This is a genomic window from Pseudomyxococcus flavus, assembly GCF_050038885.1.
In the GTDB taxonomy this organism is placed as follows: Bacteria; Myxococcota; Myxococcia; order Myxococcales; family Myxococcaceae; genus Myxococcus; species Myxococcus flavus.
The window spans coordinates 5,622,421-5,637,169 of sequence record NZ_CP143624.1; the positions used below are offsets into that span (position 1 = coordinate 5,622,421).

General features: G+C 66.9%; 13 protein-coding genes and 2 pseudogenes. 7 read left to right on the plus strand and 8 right to left on the minus strand.

What is annotated here, in order from left to right; translation table 11 throughout:
- Positions 1-132 precede the first annotated feature (132 nt).
- From VZL07_RS23430 to VZL07_RS23445, 4 genes are all read right to left on the minus strand, one after another.
- On the minus strand, positions 133-378 hold the full coding sequence (locus tag VZL07_RS23430) for a hypothetical protein (RefSeq protein ID WP_426749836.1): 246 nt from the start codon (positions 376-378) through the stop codon (positions 133-135).
- Between the two features lie 515 nt (positions 379-893).
- Positions 894-1,064 carry a hypothetical protein gene (locus VZL07_RS23435; RefSeq protein WP_426749837.1) on the minus strand — a complete coding sequence of 57 codons (171 nt, stop codon included), beginning with the start codon at positions 1,062-1,064 and terminating at the stop codon, positions 894-896.
- Positions 1,065-1,743: 679 nt separating this feature from the next.
- Positions 1,744-2,595, minus strand: coding sequence for an exonuclease/endonuclease/phosphatase family protein (locus VZL07_RS23440; protein WP_426749838.1), 852 nt, complete (start codon positions 2,593-2,595; stop codon positions 1,744-1,746).
- Between the two features lie 122 nt (positions 2,596-2,717).
- Entirely contained in the window at positions 2,718-3,155 is a 438-nt protein-coding gene (locus VZL07_RS23445; RefSeq protein ID WP_426749839.1) for a recombinase family protein, read from the minus strand.
- A gap of 389 nt (positions 3,156-3,544) precedes the next feature.
- Between VZL07_RS23445 and VZL07_RS23450 the strand changes: the two genes are divergently transcribed.
- A complete protein-coding gene (locus VZL07_RS23450) occupies positions 3,545-4,093 on the plus strand; it encodes a HEAT repeat domain-containing protein (RefSeq protein WP_426749840.1) in 549 nt (182 codons plus the stop codon).
- Between the two features lie 801 nt (positions 4,094-4,894).
- Here VZL07_RS23450 and VZL07_RS23455 read toward each other — a convergent pair.
- The 4 genes and pseudogenes from VZL07_RS23455 to VZL07_RS23470 all read right to left on the minus strand — a co-directional run.
- Entirely contained in the window at positions 4,895-6,319 is a 1,425-nt protein-coding gene (locus VZL07_RS23455; protein WP_426749841.1) for a DUF1552 domain-containing protein, read from the minus strand.
- A complete protein-coding gene (locus tag VZL07_RS23460; RefSeq protein ID WP_426749842.1) occupies positions 6,316-7,911 on the minus strand; it encodes a DUF1592 domain-containing protein in 1,596 nt (531 codons plus the stop codon). The genes VZL07_RS23455 and VZL07_RS23460 overlap by 4 nt, the downstream gene beginning before the upstream one ends.
- A gap of 340 nt (positions 7,912-8,251) precedes the next feature.
- Entirely contained in the window at positions 8,252-9,622 is a 1,371-nt protein-coding gene (locus tag VZL07_RS23465; protein ID WP_426749843.1) for a hypothetical protein, read from the minus strand.
- Positions 9,623-9,777: 155 nt separating this feature from the next.
- Positions 9,778-9,915, minus strand: a pseudogene (locus VZL07_RS23470) (IS5/IS1182 family transposase); the annotation flags it as partial.
- Between the two features lie 186 nt (positions 9,916-10,101).
- Between VZL07_RS23470 and VZL07_RS23475 the strand changes: the two are divergent.
- From VZL07_RS23475 to VZL07_RS23500, 6 genes and pseudogenes are all read left to right on the plus strand, one after another.
- Positions 10,102-10,302 (plus strand): annotated as a pseudogene (locus VZL07_RS23475) (transposase); the annotation flags it as partial.
- A 148-nt stretch (positions 10,303-10,450) separates the two neighbouring features.
- The gene (locus VZL07_RS23480; RefSeq protein WP_426749844.1) at positions 10,451-11,347 is read left to right on the plus strand and encodes a virginiamycin B lyase family protein; all 897 of its coding nucleotides are present in this window, start codon (positions 10,451-10,453) and stop codon (positions 11,345-11,347) included.
- 159 nt (positions 11,348-11,506) lie between these two features.
- Complete coding sequence (locus VZL07_RS23485) at positions 11,507-12,934, plus strand: ISKra4 family transposase (protein WP_426749794.1); 1,428 nt, start codon at positions 11,507-11,509, stop codon at positions 12,932-12,934.
- Between the two features lie 259 nt (positions 12,935-13,193).
- Entirely contained in the window at positions 13,194-13,637 is a 444-nt protein-coding gene (locus VZL07_RS23490) for a lipocalin-like domain-containing protein (RefSeq protein WP_426749845.1), read from the plus strand.
- Between the two features lie 259 nt (positions 13,638-13,896).
- The gene (locus tag VZL07_RS23495) at positions 13,897-14,112 is read left to right on the plus strand and encodes a hypothetical protein (RefSeq protein WP_426749846.1); all 216 of its coding nucleotides are present in this window, start codon (positions 13,897-13,899) and stop codon (positions 14,110-14,112) included.
- Between the two features lie 365 nt (positions 14,113-14,477).
- Positions 14,478-14,738, plus strand: a complete 261-nt coding sequence (locus VZL07_RS23500; RefSeq protein ID WP_426749847.1) for a hypothetical protein — start codon at positions 14,478-14,480, stop codon at positions 14,736-14,738.
- Positions 14,739-14,749: the final 11 nt, after the last annotated feature.

The following is a 14,749-nucleotide window of genomic DNA, read 5'->3' on the forward strand; positions in this document are numbered from 1 at the left end:
TGCAGGCGAACTGTGGGAGTGACGCACGGAGGGGCGCGGAGAAACTGGCCGAGGGGACGCTGGTCGATGTCTTCCCCGTCAAGGGACTGGTGCCCTTCCTGCGCAAGGTCATCGCCACTCTCGCGGCCGGGTTCAGCCCAGCCCCGCCGTCACGCGCGCCACCAGCCAGAAGGTCCCCCTCACGATGTTGCCGGGCCGCAGCCGGGGTGTCGCCTCGTCGGCCGCCGCGAGGGCGTCATAGGTGCCTCCATAGGTCTGCACGAGGGCGTGCTGGAACGGGTGACCGGTGACGCCGTTGGTGCGCACGTCCGCGGCCTCGACGTGCCCGGTGAAGTGGGCTCGGGGCTCGAAGGGCCGAGGAGGGCTGCCCTTCGACATGAGCGAGGCAGGGTCGGGGGATGAAGAACCGCGAGCCCAGCAACGCCTTTCCCGGCTTGCGCGAGGCCTCGTAGGCCGCCTTGTCCGGCCAGGCCTGCAGCGACTCGGCGAAGGCGCACGGCGCCAGCTCCAGCACGATGCCGGTCTGGATGCACTCGCGCACGAGCACGAGGTCATCGAGCTGCGTGGCGAATGGGTAGAGGACGTGGCCTTCGGCGTCCACCAGCTCGGCCTCCAGCGGGTCGCAATAGCGGCAGCTCTTGTGGGCGGCAAAGCCGGTGGCGCGGACCCGCAGGCGCGACTCCGCTTGGAAGCCCGGGGTGGCGCACTGCACCTCGCCCGCGTGGTTGAAGACGAAGCTGTAGCTCGCACCCGAAGCGTCGGACCACACCTTACCTTCAACTCGTGGTCGCGCGTCGTGCCCGCGGTCGAGGTGTGCTCCAGCAGGGAATCCATAACGTGCCCGAAGGCCGCATTGTCGTTGGCGTGGATTCCGATGCAGGCGATGTGGCTTGTCATCCACCGATGGTAGCACGCGCGTATTGCTTTCCCGCGCCGCGCACCTCGTCCAGGGCGCTCAGGTCGACCAGGCCCTGGATGCAGGCGTCGGGGATGAAGCCCGGCCCCTTCGCGTGGGCCGCGGCGGTGGCGAGCGCGGAGGGCACCAGGGCTCGGTCGGGCTCCATGCGGGAGAAGGCATCCTGGAGGAAATTGGCGGGTAGGGGCTTGCGGGGGAGCCGGGCGAAGGCGGCGTTTACGGTGTTCCCCGGCCCAAGGTTGAAACCTGTGGGCTTGGCCCCCCGGCGGAGAGGGTAAGAAGGTTGGATGTGAATCGCCTGAAGCAGGACGAGCAGCAGCCCTCCCAGCCGCATTTTTCGAGGCCCACCGAAACCGCGCCTGACGGCGAGCGCCCCCAGCCCGTGCAAGGGGCCGACAGGCCCGGAGCAACCGGCTTGCCCTTGCAGGAGCGAGGACGCGAGCCACACTCCGCACACGAGGAGGGGCCTGCTGCCGAGGTACCGGAGGTGCGAGTGCGGCCGGGGCGCCTCGCTCACTCGCCTTGACGCACGCAATGACGCAGCGACCGAATTTTGGGTAGGCACACCTTCACGAGGAGGCACTCCTCCTCTGGGGCATATGGCGGCTGAAACGCGCGGGCAGTGGCGAACGGCAGCGAGACCTCCTCGCCGGTCGGGCTGCTTGCTGGGGCCTGTACGTGCTCGCCAACGACGATGGCTTTGGACCGTCGATGGCCTGGAAGCTGCGGTCGGCGAAGTCGACGGCCTCGGGTATCGTCACCGAGCGGCCTCCGTAAAGGCCGCTCCCGCAGAAGAGCCGAAGCCGTGATGACCTCAAGGGCCTCGCTTAGTTGATCTCGAACTCTATCGGATAGTGGTCGCTCACCAACCTCATTGCTTCCGGGGACAGATTGAACTTGGTGTCCAGGTATACGGTGCGACCCTTCGCGGCCTGCGTGCGCAGCTTATCGCCTGCCACGACAGCTCGGTCATAAGGGCAGCTCGCCTTGCCGACAGAGGAATTGGTGTCGTCCCCGATGAGCCAGGTGAACCGAGCGTCCGAACGCAGGGGGTTCGTCTCCCAGTGTTTCTTGGCAAAGTAACTACAGCCCGCTTGCCAGTCTCCCATGAGGATGCCGTTCTTGAGATTCCAGCGCTTTACGGCGTCGTCGTAGACCTTGACCAGGGCGCCAATTTCTGCGACCGCCGCCGAAGACTCCGCGTGGAGCGGAACGACGAAGAAATGCTTCACGGTCGCCTGGGTGGTGTTGAACCTGACGACGAACGGTTCGCGCGCGAATAGGTCGGCTGAATCGGCATAGTGGTAGCTGTCGACCACCTTGAGCGCACTCTTCTTGTAAATAAATGCGTATTGCTCCGTCATGTTCGCCCGACCCAGACGATTGCTCACGAGAATGCTGTATGCGTTGCCCGTCGCAGCGTTGAGCTGCTTCATGAGGGCTGTCGTCGCGATGTCGGTCGGATCTCTGATTTCCTGTACGAGGATGAGGTCGTACTGCTTGACGGTATCCACGATGACCTTCATGACGTCCGCGTTCATCGCCTTTTTCTGGCCGAAAAGCTGAATATTCCAGCTCGCTACTTTTATGGCAGCCGAAGCTTCCCGAGCCCATGTCATCGGGCCTGCGATGAATAATATTGCGACGAAGGTGCGTGTGATGGGCTTCAGTGCAAACATGCTATTTCGTCCTTTCAGCGCCCCTGCCGCAGGAACGCTCGGATTGGAAGTATACGCTCGCACCGCGGATTCCTCGCAGCACATTGACGAAGGAGGAAGGCATCGCTGATGGCTCAAGGAGCTCACACGCGTTCCAACCCAGTCCCTTGCCTCCACACATAGTCCACCGGCACGGGCAGGCGCAGCTCGCCCCGCCGTGCCTTCGCGAGCGCTGCGTCCACCATGCGGCGGCGGATGACCGTGAGCTCGAATTCGCTCATGGTGCCCTTCAGGCTGAGCAGCAGGCCGTCATTGGGGGGACTCGGGTCATACACCCCTTCCTCGTCCACGACGCGCGCCTGCACCATGCCACACAGCTCCAGCAGGTGGTGCCAGTCACGGCCGTTGCGCGCTAGGCGCGAAGCCTCCAGGCAGAAGCCGGCACCGACGCTGCCTTGGCGCAGCTGCGCAACGAGCGACTCGAAGCCGGGCCGTGCGACGGCACCGCTCGCCGGGCGGCCGAGGTCATCATCAAGGGTGGCGACGTCCTTGAAGCCGTCGGCGCGCGCCAGGTCGGCCAACGCATACTACCGCCGCTGGCGCTCTGGGTGCCCGTGGACTGGCGCACATCGATGAGTGCTCGGCGCTCGAGGACGCTCGGGGGAAGCTCAGAGCGGCTCATCGCCGGCCTTCCTTTTGAAGCGCATCAGACGGCGGCGACATGGGGGCTCAGCGGATGAGCGCGACGACCACGCTGCGCACGCGCATGGGGCTGCTCACCGCACGCCGACCGTCGGTCGGTTGCACATGCACGCCAGGGTCCACGGCGGCGGCTCCTCACTCAACACCCTTCGGCACGTTGTTCGCCGAACGGATACGGATGGAGATGGCCGCATAACCCACCGAAAGTTCTGAGCTTGGCCTTGCAATCCGCTGGACTGAGTGCCTGGGCAGCCCCAAGATTCCGAGGATGGATGACGAGTTGCCATCTGCTGACCTTGTTCGACGCTTGGCCACGGGCTCGCAGTTGGAGTGCATCGAAGCCGCGAAGGAACTCGCCCGCAGGAAGGAGCGTACGGTACTTTCCGAAGTGACCAACATCCTGCAGCGAGGCGAATACGGGCATGGACGGGAGATGGCCGCGTGGTTGCTCGGGGAACTGAGTCCAGGCACGGCCCTCACCCTCGATGCGCTCCACGCAACCATCATTGACCCGGCCGCGACCGAGAGCCTGCGAGGCCAGGCCATCGAGTCGCTGGGCAATCAGGTTAGTCACCTGAAGGGGGGCGACGTTTACGAGCGCGCCGCTGATGTCCTCATCCCCCTCCTGCAACATCCGTCTGTAGAGATCCTCTACAACGCCGTCTTCGCGCTTGGGACGATGCGCTGCCGTCGCGCTCGCCCGGAGTTGGTGCGACTCGCTGCGCAGGACCGCCGCACGTACAAGGGGCTGGAAACGATAGGCCAGAATGCTCAGTTCGCAATCGAATGCATCGACTACGAACCGCATGGACGCTGAAAGCAGCTTTTCGGGGCGGGCTGCGCTACGTGCCAGCACTGGGAATGAACGTCACGCGCTCTACCTCGACCAAAGAGCCAATCAGGTTCTCGCAGCGCAGATCGGCTGGGCTTGATTGAAGTGGTGTGGAGGTGCATCGGTGTCGAAACGCTCGCTCGTCCCAGCTTCGCCCAACGGATAGGGGCGCCCCGACGAAACCGGTGAGCGTCAAGGTTGTTGCCACGTGAGAGGGTTCAGCCGCTGCGCTTCATCTCTTCCACTACCGGGGGGAGGTTCGGAGAGGGGCGAGACTGACAAGGGCCAAGGCAAGCCGGGAGCTCTCGAGTGAGGAGCGCGCGGAGCTTGCCGGGCTGCATTCTCTGCCTGGAGTCCCTATCCAGGGCATGCGCCGAGGGGGAGACGAACGGATCGGCGGGGACAGAACCGTGGCGGTCGAGACGCGCGGCCGAGACAATCTGAGAGTCGTCTCGGAGAGTCGGTGCCGCGCGACGAAATCGTGAGTGTCCGGTAAATGCGAGCCGCGATTCGCTCTCGGTTACTAACCGTGCAATACAAAAGGGCCCTACCGATCTGTAGGGCCCTTCGCTCAGCTCCCCGAATGAAGCCCTGCGCGAACTCATCCTTGGCTTTTCGAATCCAGGGCAGGCACAGGAGGGGCAAGAATGACTGAGATGCGAAGATTCGTAACGCTTCGCTGTGCTCTGACCCGGTGCGCTTGCCCCCGCTCCACGGACAGCGTGGCCACGCTGCCTGAACGACCTGCTCCAGCGCCGAACACTGGAGCAGGTCGCAATCGTCCACTCAGGCGATGAGCTCGGAGAGCACGCCCTTGGGTAGCGCCGGGTCGCCGAAGTCGTCCAGGTACCCGCCGGCCGCGTTCCTCAGCCCCACGGCGGTGCCAATCGTGTTCAGCATCCGGTTGTGGTTGGGATTGCCGCCGCCCGACGCCTCGACGTAGACGCCCTGCTTGAGGAAGCCATTGCAGCTCCCCGCCAGGACGAAGGGCACATTGCGCGCCGAGTGAGCCGGCCCGTTGCCCAGGTCGTTGTACCAGACAGCCACGCCGTGCTCGATGAGTCGCTTCCCGTCCGGCATCTGGTAGGCCACCAGCCGGTCCAGGAGGTGCTTGAAGGCGCTCGCGAACTGCACGTCCACGTGGTGGTGCAGCAGGTCCGAACCGGTGATGATGCCGCCGCTGGAGTCGTGCGACGAGCGACGGTGGGACACGTAATGGAAGTTCTCCATCAACTGCCCCGTGTCCGGGTTGCGGTAGCGCGTGTCGCCGTCGTTGCCGTTGCCCACCTGGATGACGGCCGCGCGGTTGGTGCCGCACGCCATGGCCATCACGGCGATGTCCATGTGCAGCCTGGCGGTGGCGAGCACCTCGGTGCCGTCCGTGCTGTCATAGCCGGGCGCCTGCTGCTGGAGGATGAGCTCCTGGTCCGCGCGCATGCGGCAGCTCAGGGCGACCTCCAGGTCCCGGACGTTGGACAGGTGCAGGTCCAAGCGCTGATGGTCGGACGCGCTCAGCTCGGGACGCCGCTGGAGCGCCTGGAGCTGGGCCTTCACCAGGTCGTTCACGCTGCGCTGCCGGACGAGGAGCTGCTCGCGCGCCTCGGGAGTCAGTCCTCCCGGGCCGCCAATCATCGTCTGGTACGCATTCCACGGGTCATGCAGCGCGGCCCGGCGCACGTTGCTGCTCCGGTAGGAGAGGCAGGGCCCCCCGAGCCAGCCGCCACGCCGGCCCGCGTAGAAGACGAGCGAGTCACGCTGCTGCGGATTGAGCTCGCGGCCGATGCGGTTGTCGATGGACTCGCCTCCGGACTCGGAGTCGCCGCCCGCGCCCTCCACCACGGGGCCCCGCGCGGTCAGCCCCTGCATGGCGCCGCGGGCGTGGCCGTCCCCGTAGTTGTAGTCCTTCATGTTGACGTTGCGCACCACCAGCAGGTGCGCGCGGTGGTCATTGAGCACGCCCACGGCCCGCCCGGCGATGCTCTCCTCGGTGAGCGCACCCAGGGTGCGCGGCCAGAAGCGCTCCGGCTCCGCGCCGAGCTCCGACGTCGTCTGGGCCGAGGCGACGCCGTTGGCCTGCCGGAAGAAGATGGCGTACGGCAGCACCCCCGGGTCCGCCGCGCGGGCGGTCCTCGGCATCAGCCCCTCGAGAAACGGCAGGCTCAGCATCGTCCCGCCCAGGCCCTTCAACACCATCCGGCGACTCAGCTTCATGGCAGCTCCTCCGGGTGGCGATTCACGAAGCCCTCGCTGGTGACGACCTCCACGACGAGGTCGACGATGGACAGGTTGCCCGCCTGCGACAGCTTTCCGAGCCGCTCCACCAGCGGCTCATCCTCATGGGCGGACGGGCGCCCGTGGAGGTACTCCACCCAGTGCCGCGCGTAGCACGCATGCACCACCTCATTGGCCGCGAGTGCGTCCGCCAGGTCGAGCGCGTCGCGCACCTGCACCGTCTCTCCGAAGATGTTGGGAGACGCGCTGGCGTCCACCGGGTGTCCGTTGTCCGTGGTGCGGTAGCCGCCGATGGCGTCGTAGTTCTCGAAGGGGAAGCCGAGCGGGTTGATGAGGTTCGAGTGGCAGCTGGCGCACGCAGTCCCTGGCACTTCGGTGTGCGAGGCGACGACCTCGCGATTGGTGCGGCCCTGGGGGGCGGGGAGCGGTGGGATGTTGGCCGGCGGCGCGCCAATCTTCCGGCAGATGATGCGCTCGGACACGAAGACGCCGCGGTGGATGGGGTCCGGGTCCACCGACGTCGCGTGCGAGGCCAGGAAGCCCACCTGGGTGAGCACGCCCTTGCGCTCGCGCGAGTCCAGCGTCACGGGGACGAAGTCGGCGGTGAACGTGCCACTCAGCCCGTAGACGCGCGCCAGCTCGTCGTTGACGAAGGTGTCCGGCGAGGTGAGCAGGTCGCTGTAGCCGCCCTTGCGGGAGAAGACGACGTCCTGGACGAAGAGGCTCGTCTCCCGGGCCGCGTACTCCCCAAGGCGCTCGGACACCTGCGGGTAGCGCGTGAGGGACGGCCGGATGGCGGCGTAGCGGGGCACGTCGAAGAGGGTGCGGTGGAAGGCCTCCACCACCTTGTTCGAGCGCGCGTCCTGGAGCATGCGCCGTGCCTGTGTGGCGACGCCCTCGCGGGAGCGCAGGGTGCCCTCGCTCGCGGCGGCGAACAGGGCGTCGTCCGGCATGGAGCTCCAGAGGCCGTAGCTCAGCCGCGAAGCCACTTCGTAGTCGTCGAGCGGCACCCGGTCCTGCACGGCCTCCGTGCTGCGCTCCACGCGGTAGAGGAAGTGGGGCGACTGGAGGAAGGCTTCGATCATCAGCCGGATGCCACCCTCGAAGGCCGGCATGTCCGCGTAGGCCTGGGGCCCCTTGCGGTACAGCGCGAGGTAGCTCTCCACCTCTTCGGACGTCAGCGGGCGCCGGTGCGCGCGCAGGCCGAAGGACTCCACGAAGGCGCGGGCGCGCTCCTCGTCGGTGGCGGCCGACGGAGGCAGCAGGCGCGCGAGCTGCGTCGCGTCCGTCGTCACCTGGCTGGCGAGCTCCGCGGCGGCGCGCTGGTAGGCGCCCCAGAGGGCCTCGTCGACGGAGAGGGCGCGCGCATCGTTGTCAAAGAGGAAGCCGCTCTGGGCGGGGTCCGCGCGGAAGGTGCCCGCCAGCGTGGTGGGCGGTGCGTCCAGCCTGAGCAGCTCCTGCACGCTGTTGGTCCACTGCACGTGCGTCAGGCGAGCCATCCGCACGGACGGGGCTGGCTTCTCGATGGCGGTGGGCGGGGGCGTACCGGGGCCCTCCGGGTTGGAGATCATTCCTTCACAGCCAGCAGCCCCGCTCAAGACCAGCCCGAGCACCACCGGGCGCCACCACCGTCCCCGCTCCGCTGGCTCTCGTGACAACCGTTGTGACCGCGTCCTCGGCACGAGCGCCTCCATCATTGGGAGACATACCCATCGGATGGATTGCGCGTTCCTGTCAATGTATCCGCGACTCGCACGCGCATCGGTCAAATGGCCCATGACACGGATACTGGAAAACTCGTGTCACGCGCGCATGCGTGGTTCATCAGACCCGACTTTTCGCGCGGGCCTCGCGGAAAGTGTGGAGGAGGCGCCACAGGCGTGGGGGACAGCCCCCCTCAATGCGTCAGTGCTATAGCCTCAGGTACACGCCGAGCTGACCGCTGAAGTACAGGTCCTTGGCGCCGCCGGCGACGACCGGGGCTCCCTCCGCGGCGTCGGCGGTGAAGGAGTAGCTCCGCATCTCTCCGCCCAGCCGCAGACCCAGCATGCGCGTCAGGGCGAACTCCACGGCGAGCTCGCCATCGAGTCCGGAGCCGCTCAGCTCCGGGAGGTAGTCGTCCGAGGACAGCTCGCCGCCGCTCAGCACGTGCTGGTAGCCCACGCGCGCGGCGATGGCCCATCGCTCGGTGAGCGCCTTGCGCAGGCCCAGCTCCACGTGCGCGAAGCGGTAGTCCACGTCGGGCAGGGCGAAGGTGCTCTCCGGCGGGAGCTCCACCGCGAAGGAGTGGGTGCCGTACAGCGCGCCCACCGAGACCTCCAGCCACCGCAGCGGCACGCGGAAGCGCAGGCCTCCCTCCAGGAGCTGCGCGGTGGTGCCGTACCTGGAGCCATCCGGGAGCCGCGTGGACAGCCCGAGGGCGCGTGAGCCCCGCGCCACGATACCCAGGTTGTGCACCATCCCATCCGTGAAGTGGGAGAGCGGGAAGTAGCTCACCGTGAGGCTCGCCGCCGCGGCGCTGTTGAGGCTGTAGTCGGGCAGCTCGTTGCCGTTGTTGCCCGAGAAGTTGAAGCGACGGAACAGCCCCTGTCCGGACAGCAGCGCCTCCAGGATGGGGCCGTCCAGTTTGCGAAGGCCCGCTGCCTTCGGCTCGGGCTCCACTGGCGGCTCCTCCTTCTTCGCGGTGGGCGGAGGAGGCTTCACCACCGCCGGGCGCGGTGCCTCCGCGATGGGGGCCGGGGGCGCGACCTCCGGCTCGGAGACAGGCGTCGGAGGCGTGACGGCGGCAGGCGGGAGGCGCTGCTCCGGGCCCGCCTTCAGGGCCGCGCCCAGCTTGCGCTCGAGCTCGCGCCGCACGTCGGGGAAGGCGCGGTTGGCGCGGACGTCCCAGCGCTCCTCCGCGAGGAGGGTGCCGTCCTTGCCGGAGTAGGCGCGGACCTCCACGTCCCAGCGCTTCGTCCCCTTCACCGAGGAGAGGATCAGCACGTCCGCGCCGAGCTTCTTCGCCAGCGCCTGCCGCTGCGCATCCGTCTTCGGACCGCCGCGGATGCGCTTCACCTGGGCATCCACCTTCTTCGCGGGCAGCACCTGTCGCCCGCGTCCCTTCTTGCCCAGCTCCTGCGTCAGCACCCTGCGCAGCGCAGCCGCCTGGCGGCCCTCCGGGCGCAGCACCGCCACCTGGGTCTTCTGCGCCTGCGTCTTCTTCGCCTGCGCGGCCTCGGCTGGGCGGTACGACACGACCAGCGCCAGCACCAGCAACACCCATCCCGCGATGCGGCTCACAGGGCCACCTCCTTGGAGCGGACAGACGAGGTGGACGCGGCCGGGAGGACAGAGACGAAGGGGCGGGAACGCATGGGTGCTCGGCTTCCTGTGACGAGACGGGGGGCTGCCTCAGCCCAAGGCAATTGAGGGGCCAACATCCCGGAGCTTAGCGCTTATCTCGGCAGGAGCGCGTGGAACCAGGTGATGATGCCCACCTCGAGGTGCAGCATTCCCAGGTAGGTGTCTTCGCGCTTCTCCCATCGCACCAGCAGTCGTCGGAAGCGATTCAGCCAGGGGTGCTCGCGCTCCACCGTCGCGCCTTCTGTCGAGCGTGGCTCGTCTTGGTGCGCACTCCTTTACCTCGTCGAGGTACGTGAAGCGTGAAGCAGAACTCTTTCGCCAGCCGCCGTACCTCGTCGTAGTCATAGCCTCTGTTGGTGTAGCCTGAGAGTCCCCCCGCTTCCGTGGACACCCTCGATGTGATGGAAGGGTGTTCGATGTCGGAGAGCGAGAAGAAGCAGAGGCGACAGCGGCGTGGCTTCAGCCCGGAGTTCAAGGCCGGGGCCGTGAAGCTGGTGCTGGAGGAGGGCAAGTTCGTCGCGGAGGTGGCGAGAGACCTGGACCTGACCGAGACGGCCTTCCGCAGGTGGGTAGAGCAAGCCAGGACGGACAAGGGCCAGGGCAGGGTCGGCGCGCTCGGAAGACCCTGGAGTTCGAGTCCCCGGCAGCCAAACTGCAGCAGGTGTTGCGTTGACCGATTGCGTGCATCCTTGCCTACTTTTGAGGCCCCTCCTGGACCAGGGAGCTAAAAGGCCTGGAGTTGGAACGTAGGATTGGAGCCCCCCCATGACGCGCGCCCCATCATTCACCCTTCGCGAGTACCCCATCTGCGACGACGGCTGTGGTCCCTACGACATCACGACGGGGGCAGACGGAGCCCTCTGGTTCACGCTTGTCCACCACGGCCAGATTGGTCGGCTGACGACGGCAGGGCACGTCACGCGCTTTACTGTCGAAGGCGCGGATGGACTGTCGCGAATCATCCCCGGCCCCGACGGCGCGCTGTGGTTCACCGAGTTCAAGAGCCACCGCGTCGGCCGCATCACCCTGGATGGGAGCGTGAGCAGCTTCCCGATTCCCGGCGAGGGCGGCCCTTACGGAATCACCGTGGGCGCGGACGGCGCACTCTGGTTCACGCTGTTGCGCAACGACCGCATCGGAAGACTCACGCTCGACGGAGACGTCCGCGAGTATCGCCTGCCCACCACCGGTGGATATCCGTCTGCCATCGTCACGGGCGCGGACGGCGCTCTCTGGTTCACCCTCAACCAGACGAACGCCCTTGGCAGGATGACCCTGGACGGCACCGTCACCCTCTTCCCGCTCCCGACCCCCAGCGCGGCTCCCGTCGGCGCGGCCGCGGGGCCGGATGCCATCTGGTTTGTCGAAATTATCGCGGGACAGGTTGGCCGCATGGCCCTGGACGGAACGGTGGCGGAGTTCCCCCTGCCTCATCGCGATGCAAAGCCCCACGCCATCGTGGCCGGCAGGGACGGAACGTTCTGGTTCACTGAATGGGGTGGTAACCGCGTTGGCAGCCTCACCGGAGCCGGGGCGATCCAGCTATATGACCTTCCGACGCCCGCCTCCGAGCCGCACGGTCTGACCCTGGGCCCGGATGGCGCGGTGTGGATTGCCTTGGAGAATGGCCGGGTGGCCCGCTTGGAGCCACTGCTTCCATGATGGTTGCCCCGGGGCGGCTGTCGGCCCGGTGCCCATGCAACGGGTGTGGCTCTGGAACTGAGCAACGAGTGAGCAAACAGGCAGGGGGCTCGCCGGGTGCCTAGTGGTCGGCAGAATGAGAGGTTTCTGGCGGGTTGTGCCACCGGAGGACACCAGACGATGCCGAAGGTCACCATCGAAGTGCCGGAAGGGTTCGAGGACAGCGTGAAGGCGCTGGAGGAGACGCTGAAGCGCGCCCACCGAGGGGTGGAGGGGGCGAGCAGAGGGGACCTGGCCGCGTTCGACGCCGCGTGGCAGGAGGTGAATGCGGGAGCGGAGCAGACGGAACGGTTGCTGAAGCGGAGGTTGCTTCGAGGGCTCGACGTCGACGCGGCCCGAGTCCTCATCGAAGGCCAGCCCTACGTGCGAGTCGGCCGGTACCCGGCGACGTACAAGACGCGGCAAGGGCCCGTCGAAATAGAGAGAAGCCTCTACCGGCGGGTGGGCGAGCGCAATGGCCTCACGGTGGACACCATCAGTGTCCAAGCCGGGTGCGTGGCGGACGGCTGGTTGCCGGAGGCGGCGGTGCCCATGGCGTACCTGCTGGCGCGGGGCACCTCGCGGGAGGCAGAAGCGACGGCGCGCCAGGTGGGCGTGCTGCCCTATTGCCGCGCCTCCTTCGAGCGGGTGGGGCATGAGGTGGGAGCGCTGTACGGTGGCCAGCGGCCCCGGGTGGAGGCGGCGCTGGCCCGGGCGCAGCGAGTGCCCCGAGGCACCCGGAGTGTGAGCGTCAGCATGGACAGGGTGGCGGTGCCGATGGAGGAGCCGAAGAAGCGGCCAGTGGGCCGCCCTCGCAAGGGCGCCCCCACGCGCCGGGTGGACGTCGTCTGGCGAATGGCCTACGCCGCCTGCCTCACCTTCCATGACGCCCACGGCGAAGCGCTGGGCACCCTCCGCTACGGGCGGATGCCGCGGGGCGAGGCCCGCGAGGTTGCCGAGCGCCTGGCCCGCGACGTCCAGGCCCTGGTTTCCAGACGGCGCGGCCTCTACGTCGCCGTCCTCACCGATGGCGCTCCCGAGTTGCACACCTTGCTGGACGAGGCGCTCGCCACCCATGCCCCCTCGGCCAAGAAGCCGGTGCGCCTGGTGGACTTCTGGCACCTGATGGAGAAGCTCGGAAGTGCGGCGCGCGTGGTGGCTGGGGAAGAGAAGGCCTCCGTGCTGCGTGAGAAGTGGAAGCTGTCCCTGCTCAATACGCCCGGGGCGGCGTGGACCATTGCCATGGCGTTGCACGCCAGCGGCAAGCGGCACGTCGTCCTCGGTGACGGCCAACCGGTGCATGAGGCCCTCACCTACCTGGAGAACCACGGCGAGCGAATGCACTATGCCGAGGCGCGAGCGCGGGGACTGCCCATTGGCAGCGGCAACGTGGAGGCCACCTGTAAGTCTCTCGTCTCCCTGCGCATGAAGCGCCCTGGCGCCCGCTGGAAGGAGGCGTCTGGCCAGCACATCCTGGACTTGCGCGCCCTGGTGCTCTCGGAGCGGTGGGACGAAGCTATGCACCTCACGCTTGCACCGCACAGGGCCGACGTTCGGCGCGCAGCATGATCAGGATGGGAGCCACACCCGGTGGGAACGCGTGCACGCTTCTGCGTCACTTCTCGGGGTTCGACGCCTATCAAATCACGCGATGCGTTCTCACCTGCCAGCGCTGCTTGCTTCCGGGGGAGCGGCTGCATCTCCATTGTGTGCGGGAACAGGCCGACCATTTCAGGATCACAGCCCACAATAACATGGGCAAGCTCGTTTCCACCTTTGACATTGATGCGCGAGCACGCGGGCACTGAACTCTGTGGGAGACAAGGCGATGCTCAAAGAGAGACTGGTTGGAACCTGGCGGCTCATGGCCGTGGAGGGCCGCCTGCCTGATGGCAGCCGGAACTACCCCTACGGGCAGAATCCGCTCGGTGTTCTGGTCTATGACAGCCATGGGAACATGGCGGTGCAGATCATGGATCGCGACCGCCCTCCCTTCAAATCCACGGACCTGAAGGGGGGCACGGCGCAGGAGGCGAAGACCGCGCTGGACGGGGCCGCTGTGTACTTCGGGACCTACGAGACCGAAGAGCAGACGGACACGGTCTGCCACCACATCACGGGCAGTGTCTTTCCGAACTGGATCGGAACAGTGCAGAGAAGGAAGGCAACCTTGGAAGGCAACCGGCTGGTCTTGAGCACTGGCCCTCTGTTGATGGGGGGAAGCGCAGCCGACATCGTACTGGAATGGCAGCGTGTGTCCCCCCTCAGCTGACCCGTCTGGCGGTAACATCATGGCCATGAAGCCTCGGCCTACGTCGAGCCCATCGGCTCCTCAGTAGGCCGACCTTGGCGATCGCCCTGGAGCATAGAGGTGATGAAGCGGCCGGCCAGCCGCGGATGCGGAGGCAGGCCCACCGAACCCTGGATTGCCGCGGCGCAAAGAAGACCGCCGAGGTAGGGGGAGAGTTCATCGGCATCGACGTGCACCAGAGGGGCAGCCAGGTATGCATTCTGGCGCAGGGGGGGGCGAGGTGCTGCTGGAGCAGCGGCTGCGCGCCCAATGGGAACGGTTGAGAGGGTTGCTGGGCAAGCGCCCGAAGGCGCGGGCGCTGCTGGAAGCTTCGACTGAGAGCGAGTGGATGGCGCGGAGCCTGGAAGATCTCGGGCACGAAGTGGTGGTGTCCACGAGAGCGGATCACGCCCACAACCCGCTAGGATTGTCAGAATCGGCCGCCCGTGGTGGTTAACAAAACTGTTAACCACTCTCGGCCTCTCTCTCCCCGAAACGAGCGAAAGAGCGCTCCAGCGAGCCCAAGTGGCGGCGGAGAAGAGGGAGCATCTCGCTCTGCGGGGTAGAGGCCCAAGAGCACTCTCTTCAGCACCGAGAGCCAAAATCCCTTGTAATTCAGCGGCTTAAGAACGAAGTCCCCGCGATGTTCATCGCAGGGTCCATGAAAAACAAAAGGGCCCTACCGGTTGGCAGGGCCCTTCGTTCAGCTCGCCGCCGGGGACCCGAGCTACCAGAACAGCTTCATCCCGCAGTCACGCTCCGTGAATTTCCGGGCACACCGCACGTCAGTGGTACGCTCCCCCTTTCCGGAAGGTCCCTCGCATGCCCCAGCGCTTTCCCTCAGGCTTCGCCCTTGGTCTCCTGCTCCTTGCCGCCTGCGGCGGCCAGGAGCGCGAGGTCGGCATCTACCGCTTGGAGATCGTCAAGGAGTCGGACACGTGCACACCGCAGCGCGCGGGGCCCGAGGTGCACACCGTGGGGCTCTCCCGGCGGGATAACGGCGACTACTTCGTGAGCGTCCCCGAGTTCGGCGAACAGTCGAGGCTCTTCCTGCCGATGGGTCGTGTCCCTATAAGTGTGTAGATGGTGAGGAG

Coding starts and splice junctions, on each gene's coding strand:
- VZL07_RS23490 (WP_426749845.1), top strand. CDS start 13,194: ATGCTCAAAGAGAGACTGGTTGGAACCTGGCGGCTCATGGCCGTGGAG.
- VZL07_RS23480 (WP_426749844.1), top strand. CDS start 10,451: ATGACGCGCGCCCCATCATTCACCCTTCGCGAGTACCCCATCTGCGAC.
- VZL07_RS23435 (WP_426749837.1), bottom strand. CDS start 1,064: ATGGAGCCCGACCGAGCCCTGGTGCCCTCCGCGCTCGCCACCGCCGCG.
- VZL07_RS23440 (WP_426749838.1), bottom strand. CDS start 2,595: ATGTTTGCACTGAAGCCCATCACACGCACCTTCGTCGCAATATTATTC.
- VZL07_RS23460 (WP_426749842.1), bottom strand. CDS start 7,911: ATGATCTCCAACCCGGAGGGCCCCGGTACGCCCCCGCCCACCGCCATC.
- VZL07_RS23430 (WP_426749836.1), bottom strand. CDS start 378: ATGTCGAAGGGCAGCCCTCCTCGGCCCTTCGAGCCCCGAGCCCACTTC.
- VZL07_RS23500 (WP_426749847.1), top strand. CDS start 14,478: ATGCCCCAGCGCTTTCCCTCAGGCTTCGCCCTTGGTCTCCTGCTCCTT.
- VZL07_RS23485 (WP_426749794.1), top strand. CDS start 11,507: ATGCCGAAGGTCACCATCGAAGTGCCGGAAGGGTTCGAGGACAGCGTG.
- VZL07_RS23450 (WP_426749840.1), top strand. CDS start 3,545: ATGGATGACGAGTTGCCATCTGCTGACCTTGTTCGACGCTTGGCCACG.
- VZL07_RS23455 (WP_426749841.1), bottom strand. CDS start 6,319: ATGAAGCTGAGTCGCCGGATGGTGTTGAAGGGCCTGGGCGGGACGATG.